This window comes from Cellulosimicrobium sp. G4 BAM 1002, assembly GCF_057126935.1.
The window spans coordinates 4,518,734-4,533,919 of sequence record NZ_CP182109.1 but is presented as its reverse complement, the minus strand read 5'-3'; the positions used below and the strand labels follow the sequence as shown (position 1 = coordinate 4,533,919).

The window sequence follows — 15,186 nt, the reverse complement described above, 5'->3', positions numbered from 1 at the left end:
GCAGCGTCCACGCTGGCGGCGATCCTCCTCCTCGGCGGCGTGCCCGCCGGAGCTGTCGCCACTCCGGGGGGTGACCCACCTCCGGCGGCAGGCCAGGTCGACGCACCCGTGCCCGAGATCCCGTGGGAACCCTGCGAGGGCGAAGGCCTCGACGCCTTCGACTGCGCGAGCGTCGAGGTGCCGACCGACTACGACGAGCCGCGCGGACGCACGACGACGATCGCCCTCACGCGTCTGCCCGCCACCGACCCCGAGGCGCGGGTCGGCAGCCTGTTCACCAACTTCGGCGGCCCGGGTGGCCCGGGTGTCGCGAACCTGCACCTGCTGGGCGGGTCGATCGTCGCACCCGAGGTTCTCGCCCGGTATGACGTCGTCGGGTTCGACCCGCGCGCCGTCGGGACGTCGGACCCTGCGACGTGCTTCCGCGACGCAGAGCGGGAGGGCGCGTTCTTCGCCGACGTCCCGGCGTTCCCCGCCACGGACCGCGAGGAGGCGCGCTTCCTCGGGCAGATGGCGGTGCTCGGCGCGAGCTGCTCGGTGTTCTCGGCGGACCGCATCTCGTCGTCGTCGACGGCGAACGTCGCGCGAGACATGGACCTGCTGCGCCAGGCCGTCGGCGACACGAAGCTCACCTACCTCGGCTACTCGTACGGGACGGTGCTCGGAGCGACGTACGCGGCACTCTTCCCGGACCGGGTCGGCGCGATGGTGCTCGACGGCACGATGGACGTCGACGCGTGGTCGGGCGTGGGCTCGGACGAGCTCCTCGGCGCGCGCATCGGCCAGGCGGCGGGCTCGACGGAGACGTTCGGCGAGTTCGCGCGCCTGTGCACGGAGGCCGGTCCCTCGTCGTGCGCGCTCGCGTCGCTCGGCGACCCCGCCGAGGTCGTCGAGGCCACGTACGCGGCCCTGCGCGAGGAACCCGTCGGGGTGCCGATGCCCGACGGCAGCACCGCCGAGATCGGCTACCCCGACACCGTCGCGCTCGTCTTCCAGTACCTGTACGAGCCCGTCGCCTGGGGCGACCTGGACCTCACGCTCGCCCAGCTCGCGGTGCTCAGCGGCGCCGTCGAGCCGCCGCCCGCCGCGCGCCAGCCGCGTGCTCTCGGGGCGGCGCCCACGCTCGGCGAGCTTCTGCGCCGGGCGGGCTGGGCCGAGGACTACCCCTCGATCGGCGGGTCGCTCGCGAGCCTGTGCGTCGACACGACCACGCCGGGCCGGCCCTGGCAGTACCCGGCGAAGGTCGACGCGCTCGACGCGCAGTACCCGCACTTCGGCCGGCTACGCGGCTGGGTCGGCGCGCCGTGCGAGTTCTTCGCCGCGCACGACGAGGACGCCTTCACCGGCCCGTGGGACCAGACGACCGAGGCCCCTGTCCTCGTGATCGGCACCCGCTACGACCCCGCGACCCCGTACGGCTTCACGCAGCCGTACGCCGACCGATGGCCCGACGCGCGGGTCCTGACCGTCGAGGGCTGGGGGCACACGATCCTCGGCAAGAGCGCGTGCGCCGAGGACGCGGTGGCCCGTTACCTCGTGGACGGCGAGGCGACCGACGGCGCCACGTGCGCGCAGGACGTCGTGCCGTTCCAGACCCCGTCGGTCCCGCTCGGCGAGACGCCGACGGTGGCGGCCCCGCGCGCCCTCGCAGGGTCGTGACCCGAGGGACCCGCTGACACGAGGACGCGCTCGCACGGCATCGCTCAGCGGCACCCTCGCGAGCTCCTCGTCCACACCGCCGTGCGCGGCAGCGAGGGCTACGAGAAGCTGGCGCTGCTCTCGGTCATCGGTGCGCACGCCCCGGCCTGACTCGTCTCGGGCGCCTCGCTCACCGTCCGGGGCGCGGCCGCGGGTCACGTCCGCCGAGCGCCGCGACCCGGTCCCAGAACCAGGAGGCCAGGGTCGGCGCGACCACCACGTCGCCGGCACCCGGACGCCGGAGCACGACGCCGCGGTACTTGACGACGAGATAGCCCCCGCGGTCGTCGGTCATCACCTGGGCGTAGTCGTCGGCCAGGCCGTCGTGCTTCCACTCGGGGTAGGCGGCGGGGTCTGCCTCGATCGCCTCGTCCAGCGCCTCGCTCTCCGCGCTCGACAGCAGCCGGAAGTCGCCGTCTGCCCGCCAGAGCGCCCCGGTGCCGGGTTCCTGGCCGTCGTGCCAGGCCAGGACCTCCCGATCACGCATCGTGGACTCCCCGGCCTCGTCCCCGAGCCCCGGCCGCAGCGCGGCGCGCAGGTCGTCGGGCAGCACGTCGTCGAGAGCGGTCAACGCGGAGGGCAGGTCGATCCCGAGCATCCGCTCGCGCCGCTCGGTCCAGACGTTGCGGACCACCCCGGACGCGTGGACCTCGGCCAGCGTGATGCCCAGCCTCTCGGCGCTCGCCCGCACCTCGCGGACGACGGTGACCGCGCTCCGGGCGATCGCGTGCGTCGGGTCGAGCCGCAGCAGGCCCAGCGACACCTCCTCGGCGTCGTCGTAGCGGCCCGCGTGCACGTGAGCCCAGACGAGCGCCGTGCTGACGTACTCGTTGGTGGGGTCGGCGCGCATCGCCTCCTCGGCCGCCGGGATGACGCGTTCGGCCGGGGCGACGCTCTCGAAGTGCGCGATCGTCCGTTCGGCGAGCGCGCTGGCCAGCTCGTCGGGGGCCGTGCGCGCACAGAGCGCGACCGCGTCGTCGAGCAGCTGCCAGCCGAGCTCCGGGTCGCCCGCCATCGCCGTCGTGACGCCCAGCCGCATCAGGTTCGTCCAGGACTCCTGGTCCTCCCGGACGGCGGTCTCGGCCCAACGGCGAGCCTCGTCGTAGTTGCTCGAGTACTTCTCGAGCTCGCACAGCGCCTCGACGGCGGCGAGGTACGAGCCGTCGCGCGCACCGACCACGGTCAGCAGGATCCCGCGGGCCTCGTCGAGCTCGCCGCACGCCATGAGATGCATGGCCAGCAGGCGCCGGGTCTCGCTCCGCCACGGCTCCTGGGCGAGGACGCGCCGGGCGATCCGCCCGACCTCGGGGTGCGTCGGCTGGGCGTCGAACAGCTCCCACGCGACGTCGTCGTCCCGCTCGACCAGGTCCACGCGGGGCTCGCCGGGCACGCCGCTCATAGGCCGCGCTTCACGCGGTAGGCGCGCAGCTGGTCGAACGTCCCGTCGTCGACGCCGTACTCGAGGACCGGCGCGACCTGGTCGAACCATGACGTGGTCGACGGTGTGACGGCGCTCGCGGCGGCGAGCAGCGACTGCGTCGTCACCGGCACGACGGCGCCCGCCGCCATCGACGCGCTGAGCGCCTGCTGGAGCGCGACCTTCACCACGTGCGCGATGTCGGCGCCCGAGAACCCCTCGGTCGCGGCGGCCACCCGGACGACGTCGACGCCGTCGGACGGCTTGCCCTCGAGGTCGCCCTGGAGGATCGCGGCGCGCGCCACGGTGTCGGGCGGCAGCACCAGCACGGTCTTGTCGATGCGACCGGGGCGGCGCAGCGCGGGGTCGATGTCCCAGGGCCGGTTCGTCGCGGCCAGGAAGTAGACGCCGTCGTTGGCGCTCGAGACGCCGTCGAGCTCCTCGAGGAGCTGGGTCACGATCATGCGCATCGACTGGGACCCGCCGCCGCCGGACGTCCGCCGGCCCCCGAGCGCGTCGAACTCGTCGAAGAAGATCACGCACGGCGCGGCGGCGCGCGCGTTGCGGAACACGCTGCGGATCGCCTTCTCGCTGTCGCCGATGTACTTGCTGATCAGGTCGGCCAGCGTGACGTGGATGAACGACGCCCCGAGGTCGCCGGCGATCGCCCGGGCGATGAACGTCTTGCCGCACCCGGGCGGGCCGTACATGAGGAGCGAGCCGCCGGGCTTCTGGCCGAACGCGGCGGCCAGGTCGGGGTTGCGCAGCGGGGCGAGGAACGTCGTGTCGAGGTGCTGCTTGACCTCGGCGAGGCCCGCGACGTCCGTGAGGGTCACGGCGGGCCGTTCCGCGTCCCACACCCCGGGGACCGGGGGACCGCCGGCGTCGCTCTCGGCGTCGTCGGTGTCGGTGTCGGCGGGAGCACGGACCGGGGCAGGCCGGGGGGCAGGTGCCGGCTCGCTGGGCGGCGGTGCGGAGTCGCCGCGGAGCCGTGCGGCGACGAGGCGCGCCCGCAGCACCCGGACCCGGGCGGGGTCGCCGCCCCCTGCCTCGAACGCGTCCAGCTCCTCCGCCGCGCGGTCGGGGTCCGCCTGCAGCAGCAGGGTGACGAAGTCCTCCCGCAGCGCGAGGTTCTGCGGGTCGCGGCCCACCTCGGTCGCGATCATCTCGAGGAAGTCGTCGTCGGCCATCTGCTGCCCTCTCGTCGTTCGGCGACAGCAGGGCTCGCGTTCCCCGCGCTGGCGGCCGTCGTCACCCCGACGCTCGGAGGTACGTCGAGGGCCTTGCCCGCGACATCCTAGGTGCGGGCCCGTGCCGAGTCCTGGGGCGCCCGTGGTGCGGTGTCCTCGACGAAGCGTGGGCGGCAGGCGAACCAGCCGGCGACGAGCCCGGGGACGGCGGTGGCGGCGAGCGCCAGGAGCGGGACGGACCACGACCCCGTCGCCTCGCGCAGCAGGCCCAGGCCGATCGGGCCGAGGCACGCGAGCCCGTAGCCGATGCCCTGCACGTAGCCGGACACCGCCGAGGCGGTCTGCGGCGTCCGGCTCCGGCGGTTGATCAGGGTCATGCACAGCGGGAAGGTGCTCACGCCGATCCCCAGCGCGCACACCCAGATCACGGTCCCGTCGAGCGGGGAGAGGATCAGGCCCAGGTACCCGGCCACCAGGACGACGGCGCACACGACGACCACGACGAACGGGTTCGCCAGGCGCGTGGCCAGCTGCGGGACGACGAGGGCCGCGACCACGCCCCACGCCGAGTAGAGGGCGACCATCGAGCCACCGAGGGCCGCGCTGCCCCCCGCGTCGGTGAGGACGGCCGGGACCCACGTGATGATCCCGTAGTTGGACAGCGAGATCATCGCGAACAGGACGACCAGGCCCCACACGGTCGACGACCGGCTGATCCTCGGTCTCGCGCCGACGGCGGCGGCGGGCGCGTGGTGGTCGGCGGGCAGCCTGGCTGCCAGGACGAGCCAGACGACGGCGGCCAGGGCCGCCGGTCCGGCCCAGATCCCGACCGACACCCGCCAGGTCGAGGCCTCCGCGACCGGGACCGCGAGGAGCGGGGCGACGAACTGACCTGTCTGCAGGAGGAGCAGGTAGAGCGACGTCCACAGCGCGATGCGGTCGGGGAACCAGGACTTCACCAGGGGGACGATGACGACGTTCGCGGCCCCGATGCCGGCGAGCGCCAGCACGGTGGAAGCCACGAGCAGGGCGGGAGTCGGGGAGAGGGCGCGCAGCACGAGCGACAGCGCGGTGAGGCCCAGCGCCACGGCTGCCGTGCGCTCGAGCCCGAACCGTCTCGTCACGACCGGGGCGAGGAACCCGAACACGGCGAACGACGCCGCGGGCACGGTGCCGAGCAGGCCGGCCAGCGCCACCCCGAAGCCGAGGTCCGCTCCGATCGTCTCGAGGAGCGGCGTGAACCCGGTGACGGCGGTCCGCAGGTTGACGGCCGTCAGCGCGACGGCGAGCCCCGCCCACACAGTCAGGTGGCCGCGGTGCACCGGGACCCGCGGTCGGGAGAGTGTCGTCACGCTAAACTCCACTGCGAGATCGGCGATGATGGGATCATGGGATGAATCGCGAGGAGTCTGACACACAGCAGCCGATGCGTCGAGTAGGACTCATCGACCAGGCCGCCGCGCGGTTCCGCGAGGAGGTCGTCTCCGAGCGCTGGCCGGTCGGCGAGCGGATCCCGACCGAGGCCGCCCTGGTCGCGGAGTTCGGGATCGGGCGCAACACCGTCCGCGAGGCGCTCCAGTCGCTGGTGCACGCCGGCCTGCTGCGCCGCGAGCAGGGCCGCGGCACGTTCGTCATCTCCCGCTCCGAGCTGAACGGCACGCTCGGACGGCAGCTCGCCGGCGGCACCCGACGCCACTACCTGGAGCTGCGCCTCGCTCTGGACCTCACTGCGGCGGCGCTCGCGGCGGAGAGCCGCTCGGACGCCGACGTCGCGCTGCTGCGCGAGCTGCGCGACCGCCGGGAGGCGACGTGGTCGACCGACGACCTGGGTGCGCGCGCGAACGCGGACCTCGACCTGCACCGGGCGATCGTGGCGGCGACGCACAACCCGCTGTACGTCACGCTCTACTCCAGCATGCTCGACGTCTTCGCCGTCCACATGCGCGACGACGAGGTCGACGACGAGGATGTTGCGCACCGACACCACCACGAGCTGGTCGAGGCGATCGTCGACGGGGACGCCGACCGCGCCGCCGCGTCGGTGGCCGCCGTCTTCGAGCCGTTCATGCGCTGACCGCGGACCCGCCGCCGGTCCACCGGTGGTCCACCGTCAGTCGAGGCAGAACTCGTTGCCCTCGACGTCCTGCATCACGATGCACGACTCGTTCTCCTCGTCGGCCACCATCACGCGCACGCAGGTCGCGCCGAGTGCGACGAGCCTGTCGCGCTCGGCCTCGAGCGTCGCGAGGCGCTCGGCGCCCACGAGCCCGCTGCCGGCCCGCACGTCGAGGTGCACCCGGTTCTTCACGACCTTGCCCTCGGGGACGCGCTGGAAGTACAGCCGCGGACCGGCGCCCGTGGGGTCGCTGCACGCGAACCAGGCGTCCCGCTGCTCGGGCGGCAGCGCGGCGTTCGCCTCGTCCCAGGTCGCGAACCCGTCCGGCGGCGGCGTGGGGACGTACCCCAGCACCTCGCACCAGAACCGGGCGACGCGCTCCGGCGCCCTGCAGTCGAACGTGACCTGGACCTGCCTGACCGACGTCATCGAGCCACCCTAGGACCTCGGTCCGACCGGGTCGGAGTGCATCTCGGCGCCGGAGGTGGGCGCCGCCGGCGCCGCAGGGAACGCGCGCCGTGCGACGAGCACCACGACGAGCGCGAGGGCGGCGATGCCGGCCCCGACGAACGGGACGACGTCGAGCCCGGACCGGGCCAGGACGAGCGCGCCGAGCGCGGCACCGCCCCCGATCCCGACGTTCGACGTCGCGTTCACGAGCGCGCCGGTGAGGTCGGGCGACGCGCCGTGCGTGCGGATCGCGGCGGACTGGAACACTGGTGCGATCGCGCCGAACCCCGCGCTCCACACCCCGATCGCGACCAGCACCCCGGCCGTCGCGGGGAACGCCAGCCCGACGGCGAGCATGCCCCCCGCGACCGCCACGACGGCGACGACCGTCGTGCGGCGCGGCCTGTGGTCGAGGCGTGCGGCGGCGAACGCGGTGCCGACGAGCCCGAGGGCGCCCAGGACGAGCAGCGCGGGCCCGAGCGCCGACTCCCGCAGGCCCGCGCCGAGGAGCAGCAGCGACACGTAGGTGTAGACCGTGTACTGGCCGAGGTAGGCCAGGGCGTTGGTCGTCGTGACCACGGCGAGCGCGGTCCGCCGGCTGGCGCGCGCGGCGTCGGACGGCGGCGCCCCGCCGCCCGGTACGGGCGGCAGCAGGAACGCGATGAGGACGGCGGTCACCGCGCACGCGCCGGCGAGGACCGCGAACGAGGCGCGCCAGCCGACCGCCGTCCCGAGCGCCGTCGTCAGCGGGACCCCGAGGACGAACCCCACCGCCGCACCCGCCGTCACGAGCGAGAGCGCGCGTCCCGTGAGGTGCGGCAGCACGAGCCGGGACGCGTAGCCGATGCTCACCGAGAAGAAGACCGCGTGCGACGCGCCCCCGAGGGCGCGGGCGGCCGCCACGACGGCGAACGTCGGCGCGACCGCCACGAGCACGTTGCTCACGGTGTACAGGGCGAGCGTCGCCAGCAGCAGGCCCTTGCGCGGGAGCCGTGCCGTGCCGAGCGTCAGCGGCACGGCGAGCGCGGCGACCATGACCGCGTACGCCGTGACGAGCAGCCCTGCGACGGACTCCGTGACGTCCAGGTCCGCGCTGATGAGCGGGAGCAGCCCGACGGGCACGAGCTCGGTCGTGATCGCGACGAACGTCGCGAGTCCCAGCGCGACGATGCCGCCCGTGGCCTCACGGACCGTCCCGGGGCGGAACGCGGCAGTCACGCGTCCCGCCCGCCCGTGCACCCGTGGGTCTGGGTCGCGTCGGGAACGGTGCGCAGCATGCCCCCACCCTAGGGAGTGCACGTCGCCTGCCGCGCCGGTCAGCGGGTGGAGGACACCGCGCGTGACCTGAGGGTTCCGCGGCGGCGTGGCATCCTGACGCGGTGCGCGTCGAACCGGTGACCGAGGCCGTCCTCGTGGACCGCGTCGTGGACCTCGTGCTCCGCCCCGGTGGCGACGGCCGCGCCCGCCGCGAGCCCGACGACGCGGTCCGGCTCCTCGTCGACGGACACCCCTCGACGCGTCCCGAGGCGCTCGCGGACGCTCTCGTCGCACCGCTCCGCGCGGCCGGGCGACCGGTCGCACGGATCCGGGTGCGCGACTTCTGGCGCCCCGCGTCGCTGCGCCTCGAGCGCGGTCGCTCGGACCCGGACGCGCTGCTCGACGAGTGGATCGACGTGGCGGGGCTCAACCGCGAGGTGCTCGACGCCGTCGGCCCGGGCGGGTCGGGCCGCTACGTGCCGAGCCTGCGTGACCCGGAGACCGACCGCTCCACGCGCGCGGTGTACGTCGACGCGGAACCGGGGCTCGTCGTCGTGCTCGACGGGTCGCTCTCCCTCGGGCGCGGGCTCACGACCGACCTCACCGTCCATCTCGCCCTGCGCGAGGCGACGCTCGCTCGCCGCACGGACGCGGACGTGGCCTGGACGCTCGCGGCGTACGCGCGCTACGACCGGGAGGTCCGGCCCGCGGAGGCGGCCGACGTCGTCGCACGGGTCGACGACGCGCGGCACCCCGCGCTCGTCGTGCGCTGAGCGCCCCGCGACCCGGGCGGGGAGGGGTCAGCGGGGGAGGTGCTGCTCCACGAGGTCGACGATCGCCGGGTCGTCGGGCAGCGTGCGCGGGCGGAACCGGTGCACGTCGCCGCCCGGCAGGACGAGGAACTTCTCGAAGTTCCAGGTCACGCGACCGGCCTTGCCCTCGGCGTCCGGTGCCTTCTTGAGCTCCTGGTAGAGCGGGTGGGCCTGCCGCCCGTTGACCCGCACGCGGTCCACCACGGGGAACGTCACGCCGTACGTCAGCGAGCAGAACTCCTGGATCGCCTCGTTCGAGCCGAGCTCCTGAAGGAACTGGTTGCTCGGGAACCCGATGACGGTGAACCCGCGGTCCCGGTACTTCTCCTGCATCGCCTCGAGCGTCGCGTACTGCGGCGCGAGCCCGCACCGCGACGCGACGTTGACGACGAGCACGACCTCGTCCGCGTGCTCGCGGAGGGTGTGCGTCGTCCCGTCCATCGCGTCGAAGGGGATGTCGTACAGGCTCATGCGATGTCTCCTGACGGTCGCGGGTGACGGACGGTTGCCCGGGTCGCCCTCCCATCCTGCACCCTGGGCCGCCCGAGATGTGAAGATCCTGGAGCGGTGCCGCGCCCGCGGTCGCCGCCCGCCGCCCGCGCGACGAGACTCGCCGCATGACGACGCGACGAGTCGGACGAGTCGACGGACCCGACGGTGCCGTCGAGGCGGCCGGCTCCCCGGACGACGCCGACGGCACCTCCCGCCTGGCCCGCGGCGTCGTCGGCGTCGTCGTGGGGCTGGCGATCTTCGCGTTCGTCGGCGTCGTGGGGTTCTACGCCGTCGTCGCGTTCGGGATGCAGCAGTGGGCGGACTCGTACGACAGCCCGGAACGCGGCGGGCCGACGACCGCGCAGGCCGAGGACACGACCGCCGTCGAGCAGGAGACCGGGCTCGATTCCGGGCTCGACGCGTCCAACGAGGCGTACCGGCAGCGGATGGGCACGCCCGAGAACCACGCCGAGGCGGCGCTCTCGCTGCCCGCGGTCCAGGCCGCGCTCGACCCGCTCGCCGACGGGTCGCCCGTCGACGATGACGAGATCTGGGACGCGCTCGTCGCGGCGGGGTTCGACGAGAGCGTGCAGGTCGCGGACAGGACGGCGGGCGGCGAGGTCGCGCCGGTCGTCGGCGTGGGCGTGTGGGTCCCCGGCGGGTGCGTGTACGGCACCGTCGCGCCGGGCGCCGTGACGCTCGAGGCGGGCGGCCCGATCGCCGACGGCGGCTGCCTGGAGATGCCGTCGCACTGACCGTCGGCGGGTCGGCCTCGCGGCCTGCGGCTCGACCTGGGTACGGTCAGCAGGGCGGGCGACGGTGCCCGCGCCGGTGACGGAGGGTGAGACATGCGGATCGAGGGCGCGGTCGCCCTGGTGACGGGCGGGGCCTCGGGCCTCGGGCGCGCGACGGCGGAGGGCCTGGTCGCGGCGGGCGCACGGGTGGTCCTCGCGGACCTCGCGTCGTCCGACGGCGCGGCGGTGGCCGACGCGCTCGGCGGGAGCGCACGGTTCGTCCCCACCGACGTGACGGACGAGGACGACGTCGCGCGGGCCCTCGACGCGGCCGACGAGCTCGGCGGGGCGCGGGTCGTCGTGGGCTGCGCGGGGATCGTGCTCGCGCAGCGCGTGCTGGGCAAGTCGGGCGTGCACGCGCTCGACGCGTTCCGGCGCGTCGTGGACGTCAACCTCGTGGGGTCGTTCAACGTCGTCCGCCTCGCTGCGGAGCGGATGCTCGCCCTCGACCCGGTCGGTCCGGACGGGCCGGGCGGCCAGGGCTCTGCGGGGGAGGAGCGCGGCGTCGTCGTGCAGACCGCGTCGGTCGCGGCGTACGACGGGCAGGTGGGCCAGGCGGCGTACGCGGCGTCGAAGGCCGGGGTCGCCGGCCTCACGCTGCCCCTCGCGCGCGACCTCGCGCAGCACCGCATCCGCGTCATGACGATCGCACCGGGCATCTTCCGCACGCCGATGATGGCGTCGCTGCCCGACGCGGCGCAGGAGTCGCTGGCCGCGCAGATCCCGCACCCGAGCCGGCTCGGGCTCCCGGAGGAGTTTGCGCACCTGGTGCGCGCGATCGTCGAGAACCCGATGCTCAACGGCGAGGTGATCCGCCTCGACGGCGCGATCCGCATGGCGCCGCGATGACGCGCGACATGCCCCGGGCCGGTGCGGGGAGGAGAGCGACGATGCCGCAGCTCACGACGGCGAGCGAGTTCCGCGACGCGCTGCTCGCCCGCGCGACGACCGCGCAGCGCCGCTCCTACACCCGGTACTTCCCCGGCGACGACTCGTTCGCCGGCGTGCGCATGGGCGACGTGTTCACGCTCGCCAAGAGCGCGCTCGACCTGCCGGTCGCCGAGATCGAGCTCCTGCTCGAGGACCGCGTCCACGAGGTCCGCGCCGGCGCGTGCTCGATCATGGGCAAGTCCGCGACGGCCCGCCGGGTCACCGTCGACCGGCACGCCGAGCTGGTCGACCTCCTGCTGCGACGGCACGACCGCGTCGACACGTGGGACCTCGTGGACCTCACCGCCTACCAGGTCCTGGGCTCGTGGCTGCTCGACCGGCCCCGCCGCGTCCTCGACGACCTCGCGCGCGCGCCCGACTGGCCGCGCCGGCGCACGGCGATCGTCGCGACGGCGGCCTTCCTGCGGCGCGGCCAGGTGGACGACACCTTCCGGCTCGCCGAGGTCCTCGTCGACGACCGCGAGCCCTACGTGCAGAAGGGCGTCGGCTGGATGCTGCGCCACGCGGGCGACGTCGAGCCCGAACGGCTGCGCGCGTTCCTCGAGGAGCACGCCGCGACGATGCCGCGCGACGTGCTCCGCGCGTCGGTCGAGAAGCTGGCGCCCGCCGAGCGCAAGGAGTGGCTGGCGCGATGAGCCGGCCGTCGGACGCGCCCGACGGCTTCGCCGCGCTCCTGCGCGCGTGGGGCGACGCGCTCGTCGCGAACGACCCCGCCGCGATCGACGCGTTCGTCGAGCCCGGCTGGGTGCTCGTCGGCACGGACGGGAACGCGCAGGAGCGCGACGGCTTCCTCGCCGGCGTCGCGTCGGGGGACCTCGTGCACACCGAGATGTCGTCGGACCTCGTCTCCGTGAGCGTGCACGACGACGTCGCCGTGACCCTCGCGCGCGGAGTCTCCGCCGGCACGTGGCGTGGGACCCCCTTCCGCGACGACGAGTGGTCGGTCGACACGTTCGTGCGGCGCGGCGAGACGTGGCGCTGCCTCCACACGGCGATCGTCCCGGCGTCCGGCCCACGGCCCGGCGCCTGACCGCGCGGCCGACCCGGATCAGCCCAGGAGCGCCTGCCGGCTCGACCGGCTCGGGTGCTATTCGGGGAGGCGTTCGACGACGTCCTTGTGTGCGCTCTGGTAGACGATCTGGCTCCGGAAGCTGAGGACCTCGCGGCGTTTGCTGAGGCGGTCGACGAGGAAGTCGTGGAGCCGGGCGAGGTCGGGGACGGCGACATGGATGAGGAAGTCCTCCTCGCCGGCGATGACGTACACGGCCAGGACCTCGGGCATCTCGATCGCGGCTGCCTTGAAGGAGTCGATGACGGTGCGGCTGAGCGGACGCAGACGGGTGGAGACGAACGCCTCGACGCCGCGGTTCAGGGTCGCGGGCGCGATGACGGCCCGGTAGCCGAGGATCGCTCCTCGGGCGCGCAGCGCGCGCACGCGCTCGAGGCAGGTCGAGGGCGCGACGCCCAGGCGCCGGGCGAGCTCACGATTGGTCTGCCGTGCATCTCGTTGCAGTTCGGTGATGATCGCCGAATCAAGTTCGTCCACGCGTCGAGGCTACCGCTCCGTACCGAATGAAATTCGGTGACGTTCCTAACGCACGGTTCAGGTGTCTAGTCTGATGCCGTTCTGCTGCTCGAATGAATGCTCCTGGGTGGAAAGGGCGCACATGCTGAAGATCGTTCTGGTGCTTCGTGAGGACCTGTCGCGCGCACACGCGGCGAACGCCGCGGCGGTGCTGGGGCTGGCTCTGGGCGGACGGTTGACGGACTCCGTCGCGCCCGACGGGCCGGACGCGTCCGGGGCGTCGCACGCAGGGCTGAACCCGGTGCCCGTACCCACGCTGGCCGCGTCCGGGGACCAGCTCGCCCAGCTCTACGCGGCCGCGGTCGCGCGTGAGGACCTGACCGTCGTCGGCTTCAACGAGGTCGCGCGCCGCTCACGGACCTACCCGGAGTACGAGGAGGCGCTGGCCGCGACACCGAGCGAGGAGATCGACTACGTGGGCGTCATCCTGCACGGCCCGCGCAACCAGGTCACCAAGCTCACCAAGCGTCTCGCGCTGGTCTCATGAGCACGTCGCGGAACGGGCTCGGGCTCACCGCCAGTGCTCGAGGTGCTCGACGACGAACTCGGCCACGGTCCGCGGCCCACGCCCGGTGATGTCCTCCACGACCGGCGAGACCGCCGCGAATCCGCCGTCGCGCACGCGCCGGTAGAGATCCGCAAGGATCGCCCGCGTCCATGGGTCGAGGCCGTGCAGCGTGCCCTCGACGGCAACATCCGGTGCCCGCACCTCCTGGCCCAGGTGGTCTGACAGCTCAGCCGCGACGGCGGAGACCGTGATCGCCTCGGGTCCGGTGACGGTGAGGGCTCGCCCGTGATGCTCCTCCGGTGCGTGGAGGGCAGCGAGGGCGACGGCTGCGATGTCTCGGACGTCGACCCAGGCGATGGCTCCACCGCCCGAAGGGAGGCGCAGCACGCGCTCGACCCGGATCTCGTCCGCGTAGAACCGCGGATCGGTCAGGACCTGCTGGAACCACGACGGCCGCAGGAGCGTCCATCGCCGGGCGCCGCTCATCACCGCGTCCTCGACCTGGCGTGCCCAGTGCTCCGGCGCGAGCTGTGCGGCGCCCTGCTCCGACAGCAGGACGTAGTGCGCCGTCGGATGGAGCGCGATCAGGCCTGCGACGAGCTCGGGGGCCTCGGGGAGGTCTGGGCGTACGAGGTAGACGGCGTCCACGCCGTCCACCGCTGCAGACCACGTCGAGCGGTCGTGCCAGTCGAGTCGGACGTGGTCCTCCATCGAGGGGTCGATGGAGGAGCCGGCCCTGACGGAGGTCCCCGGCGTGCGTCGCAGCTCTCGCACCACCTCACTGCCCGTCTTGCCTCGCGCCCCGGTCACCAGCACGGTGTGGCTCACGCGGCCTCACCGCGTCGTTCCTCGTTCGTTCCGATCATCAGGAGCGCCCCTCCTCAGAAGCTTGAGTGCATCAAGCATCACCGTGGCACAGATCCTTGAGACGATCAAGCACCTTGCTACGCTGGGTTCATGGCGATCTCACCCGGACCCGTCGGGGCGCGCACGGAAGCCGAGCGGGCGATGTTCGACTTCGTCGACGCCTACGACCGCGGCTTCGAGCTGGCCGCGACGGAGCTGGGCCTGAGCGTGGCCCAGGCCTGCGTGCTCGGTCGTCTCGACGAGTGGCGTGGGATGGGTGAGCTGGCGGCAGACCTCGGCTGCGACGCCTCCAACGTCACGCAGATCATCAGCCGGCTCGAGGCCCGAGATCTGGTCGTGCGCCGGGCGCACCCCGAGGACGGGCGGTCGCGGCAGATCATCCGCACCGCTACCGGCGACGCGCTCTACGCCGCGTTCGAGAAGGCGTTCGAGCTTCCCCGCGACGCCATCGCACACCTCAGCGCACCGGAGCAGCAGCAGCTCACGTCTCTCCTTCGCAAGGCCCTCGCGGGCGCGACGGCGGACCGCAGCTGAGCGGAAGATGCTCGGGTGCGGTGGCGAGGGTCGCGCGCGGGCGCGAGCCTGGAGCCGGAGGTGCGGGCATGACTCTCGACGAGCTGCTGAGGATCGAGCACGACGGCTGGCGCTCGCTGTGCGACGGCACGGGCGCGGACTTCTACGGCCGGGTCATGACGCCGGACGCCGTCATGGTGCTCGCCGACGGCCGGGTCCGGGACCGCGCGGAGGTGGTCGTGTCGCTGCGGGACGCGCCTCCGTGGGCCCGGTACGTGATCGACGAGGAGCGGCTCGTGCCGCTCGGCGACGACGCCGCGGTGCTCGTCTACCGCGGGCAGGGCTGGCGCGAGGAAGGTGCTCCGCCGTTCACCGGCCTCATGACGAGCGTCTACGTGCGCCGGGGCGACGACGTCGCGCTGGCCTCCTACCAGCAGACGCCCGTGCCGGACTGACGCGCCGGGTCGCGCCGGCGCTACTCTGAGCCAGAGCCGGTCCCGCGGGTGTGGTGAGAATCTTCATTCACCCCATTGACT

Annotated in this window: 18 protein-coding genes; 10 read left to right on the top strand and 8 right to left on the bottom strand. The window is 73.8% G+C overall.

What is annotated here, in order from left to right; translation table 11 throughout:
* Positions 1–108: 108 nt before the first annotated feature.
* Positions 109–1,659, top strand: a complete 1,551-nt coding sequence (locus ACMXGY_RS20175; protein ID WP_483774756.1) for an alpha/beta hydrolase — start codon at positions 109–111, stop codon at positions 1,657–1,659.
* A gap of 169 nt (positions 1,660–1,828) precedes the next feature.
* On the opposite strand, the gene ACMXGY_RS20170 is transcribed toward ACMXGY_RS20175, so the two are convergent.
* The 3 genes from ACMXGY_RS20170 to ACMXGY_RS20160 form a co-directional block, all read right to left on the bottom strand.
* Entirely contained in the window at positions 1,829–3,097 is a 1,269-nt protein-coding gene (locus tag ACMXGY_RS20170) for a tetratricopeptide repeat protein (protein ID WP_483774755.1), read from the bottom strand.
* Complete coding sequence (locus tag ACMXGY_RS20165; protein ID WP_483774754.1) at positions 3,094–4,305, bottom strand: AAA family ATPase; 1,212 nt, start codon at positions 4,303–4,305, stop codon at positions 3,094–3,096. The genes ACMXGY_RS20170 and ACMXGY_RS20165 overlap by 4 nt, the downstream gene beginning before the upstream one ends.
* Before the next feature lie 107 nt (positions 4,306–4,412).
* Positions 4,413–5,657 (bottom strand): MFS transporter, encoded by a 1,245-nt coding sequence (locus ACMXGY_RS20160; protein WP_483774753.1) that lies wholly within the window; start codon positions 5,655–5,657, stop codon positions 4,413–4,415.
* 74 nt (positions 5,658–5,731) lie between these two features.
* On the opposite strand from ACMXGY_RS20160, the gene ACMXGY_RS20155 reads away from it, so the two are divergent.
* Entirely contained in the window at positions 5,732–6,379 is a 648-nt protein-coding gene (locus ACMXGY_RS20155; RefSeq protein WP_483774752.1) for a FadR/GntR family transcriptional regulator, read from the top strand.
* A 36-nt stretch (positions 6,380–6,415) separates the two neighbouring features.
* Here ACMXGY_RS20155 and ACMXGY_RS20150 read toward each other — a convergent pair whose 3' ends face one another.
* Positions 6,416–6,850, bottom strand: a complete 435-nt coding sequence (locus ACMXGY_RS20150; protein WP_483774751.1) for a VOC family protein — start codon at positions 6,848–6,850, stop codon at positions 6,416–6,418.
* A gap of 9 nt (positions 6,851–6,859) precedes the next feature.
* Positions 6,860–8,089, bottom strand: a complete 1,230-nt coding sequence (locus tag ACMXGY_RS20145) for an MFS transporter (RefSeq protein WP_483774750.1) — start codon at positions 8,087–8,089, stop codon at positions 6,860–6,862.
* Positions 8,090–8,250: 161 nt separating this feature from the next.
* Between ACMXGY_RS20145 and ACMXGY_RS20140 the strand changes: the two genes are divergently transcribed.
* Positions 8,251–8,901, top strand: coding sequence for a nucleoside/nucleotide kinase family protein (locus ACMXGY_RS20140; RefSeq protein WP_483774749.1), 651 nt, complete (start codon positions 8,251–8,253; stop codon positions 8,899–8,901).
* Positions 8,902–8,928: 27 nt separating this feature from the next.
* On the opposite strand, the gene ACMXGY_RS20135 is transcribed toward ACMXGY_RS20140, so the two are convergent.
* The gene (locus ACMXGY_RS20135; protein ID WP_483774748.1) at positions 8,929–9,411 is read right to left on the bottom strand and encodes a glutathione peroxidase; all 483 of its coding nucleotides are present in this window, start codon (positions 9,409–9,411) and stop codon (positions 8,929–8,931) included.
* Between the two features lie 146 nt (positions 9,412–9,557).
* Between ACMXGY_RS20135 and ACMXGY_RS20130 the strand changes: the two genes are divergently transcribed.
* The 4 genes from ACMXGY_RS20130 to ACMXGY_RS20115 all read left to right on the top strand — a co-directional run bounded on the left by ACMXGY_RS20130 (position 9,558) and on the right by ACMXGY_RS20115 (position 12,207).
* Positions 9,558–10,187: a DUF6993 domain-containing protein gene (locus tag ACMXGY_RS20130; RefSeq protein WP_483774747.1), complete on the top strand. Its 630-nt coding sequence runs from the start codon at positions 9,558–9,560 to the stop codon at positions 10,185–10,187.
* 93 nt (positions 10,188–10,280) lie between these two features.
* Positions 10,281–11,075, top strand: coding sequence for an SDR family NAD(P)-dependent oxidoreductase (locus ACMXGY_RS20125; RefSeq protein ID WP_483774746.1), 795 nt, complete (start codon positions 10,281–10,283; stop codon positions 11,073–11,075).
* A gap of 41 nt (positions 11,076–11,116) precedes the next feature.
* Positions 11,117–11,812, top strand: a complete 696-nt coding sequence (locus tag ACMXGY_RS20120; protein ID WP_483774745.1) for a DNA alkylation repair protein — start codon at positions 11,117–11,119, stop codon at positions 11,810–11,812.
* The gene (locus tag ACMXGY_RS20115) at positions 11,809–12,207 is read left to right on the top strand and encodes a nuclear transport factor 2 family protein (RefSeq protein ID WP_483774744.1); all 399 of its coding nucleotides are present in this window, start codon (positions 11,809–11,811) and stop codon (positions 12,205–12,207) included. The genes ACMXGY_RS20120 and ACMXGY_RS20115 overlap by 4 nt, the downstream gene beginning before the upstream one ends.
* Before the next feature lie 57 nt (positions 12,208–12,264).
* Here the strand turns inward: ACMXGY_RS20115 and ACMXGY_RS20110 are convergent, their stop codons facing one another.
* Positions 12,265–12,723, bottom strand: coding sequence for an Lrp/AsnC family transcriptional regulator (locus ACMXGY_RS20110; RefSeq protein ID WP_483774743.1), 459 nt, complete (start codon positions 12,721–12,723; stop codon positions 12,265–12,267).
* 121 nt (positions 12,724–12,844) lie between these two features.
* Between ACMXGY_RS20110 and ACMXGY_RS20105 the strand changes: the two genes are divergently transcribed.
* Positions 12,845–13,249 (top strand): DUF2000 domain-containing protein, encoded by a 405-nt coding sequence (locus tag ACMXGY_RS20105; RefSeq protein ID WP_483774742.1) that lies wholly within the window; start codon positions 12,845–12,847, stop codon positions 13,247–13,249.
* Positions 13,250–13,273: 24 nt separating this feature from the next.
* On the opposite strand, the gene ACMXGY_RS20100 is transcribed toward ACMXGY_RS20105, so the two are convergent.
* The gene (locus tag ACMXGY_RS20100) at positions 13,274–14,098 is read right to left on the bottom strand and encodes a Rossmann-fold NAD(P)-binding domain-containing protein (RefSeq protein WP_483774741.1); all 825 of its coding nucleotides are present in this window, start codon (positions 14,096–14,098) and stop codon (positions 13,274–13,276) included.
* Between the two features lie 129 nt (positions 14,099–14,227).
* On the opposite strand from ACMXGY_RS20100, the gene ACMXGY_RS20095 reads away from it, so the two are divergent.
* Together ACMXGY_RS20095 and ACMXGY_RS20090 are read left to right on the top strand one after the other, a co-directional pair.
* Positions 14,228–14,671 carry a MarR family winged helix-turn-helix transcriptional regulator gene (locus tag ACMXGY_RS20095; RefSeq protein ID WP_483774740.1) on the top strand — a complete coding sequence of 148 codons (444 nt, stop codon included), beginning with the start codon at positions 14,228–14,230 and terminating at the stop codon, positions 14,669–14,671.
* 68 nt (positions 14,672–14,739) lie between these two features.
* Positions 14,740–15,105, top strand: coding sequence for a nuclear transport factor 2 family protein (locus ACMXGY_RS20090; protein ID WP_483774739.1), 366 nt, complete (start codon positions 14,740–14,742; stop codon positions 15,103–15,105).
* Positions 15,106–15,186: the final 81 nt, after the last annotated feature.

Bases quoted from the DNA above. Each gene is read 5' to 3' on its own strand.
- ACMXGY_RS20170 (WP_483774755.1), bottom strand. From the start codon at position 3,097: ATGAGCGGCGTGCCCGGCGAGCCCCGCGTGGACCTGGTCGAGCGGGAC.
- ACMXGY_RS20165 (WP_483774754.1), bottom strand. From the start codon at position 4,305: ATGGCCGACGACGACTTCCTCGAGATGATCGCGACCGAGGTGGGCCGC.
- ACMXGY_RS20155 (WP_483774752.1), top strand. From the start codon at position 5,732: ATGCGTCGAGTAGGACTCATCGACCAGGCCGCCGCGCGGTTCCGCGAG.
- ACMXGY_RS20150 (WP_483774751.1), bottom strand. From the start codon at position 6,850: ATGACGTCGGTCAGGCAGGTCCAGGTCACGTTCGACTGCAGGGCGCCG.
- ACMXGY_RS20135 (WP_483774748.1), bottom strand. From the start codon at position 9,411: ATGAGCCTGTACGACATCCCCTTCGACGCGATGGACGGGACGACGCAC.
- ACMXGY_RS20130 (WP_483774747.1), top strand. From the start codon at position 9,558: ATGACGACGCGACGAGTCGGACGAGTCGACGGACCCGACGGTGCCGTC.
- ACMXGY_RS20125 (WP_483774746.1), top strand. From the start codon at position 10,281: ATGCGGATCGAGGGCGCGGTCGCCCTGGTGACGGGCGGGGCCTCGGGC.
- ACMXGY_RS20120 (WP_483774745.1), top strand. From the start codon at position 11,117: ATGCCGCAGCTCACGACGGCGAGCGAGTTCCGCGACGCGCTGCTCGCC.
- ACMXGY_RS20115 (WP_483774744.1), top strand. From the start codon at position 11,809: ATGAGCCGGCCGTCGGACGCGCCCGACGGCTTCGCCGCGCTCCTGCGC.
- ACMXGY_RS20105 (WP_483774742.1), top strand. From the start codon at position 12,845: ATGCTGAAGATCGTTCTGGTGCTTCGTGAGGACCTGTCGCGCGCACAC.
- ACMXGY_RS20095 (WP_483774740.1), top strand. From the start codon at position 14,228: ATGGCGATCTCACCCGGACCCGTCGGGGCGCGCACGGAAGCCGAGCGG.
- ACMXGY_RS20090 (WP_483774739.1), top strand. From the start codon at position 14,740: ATGACTCTCGACGAGCTGCTGAGGATCGAGCACGACGGCTGGCGCTCG.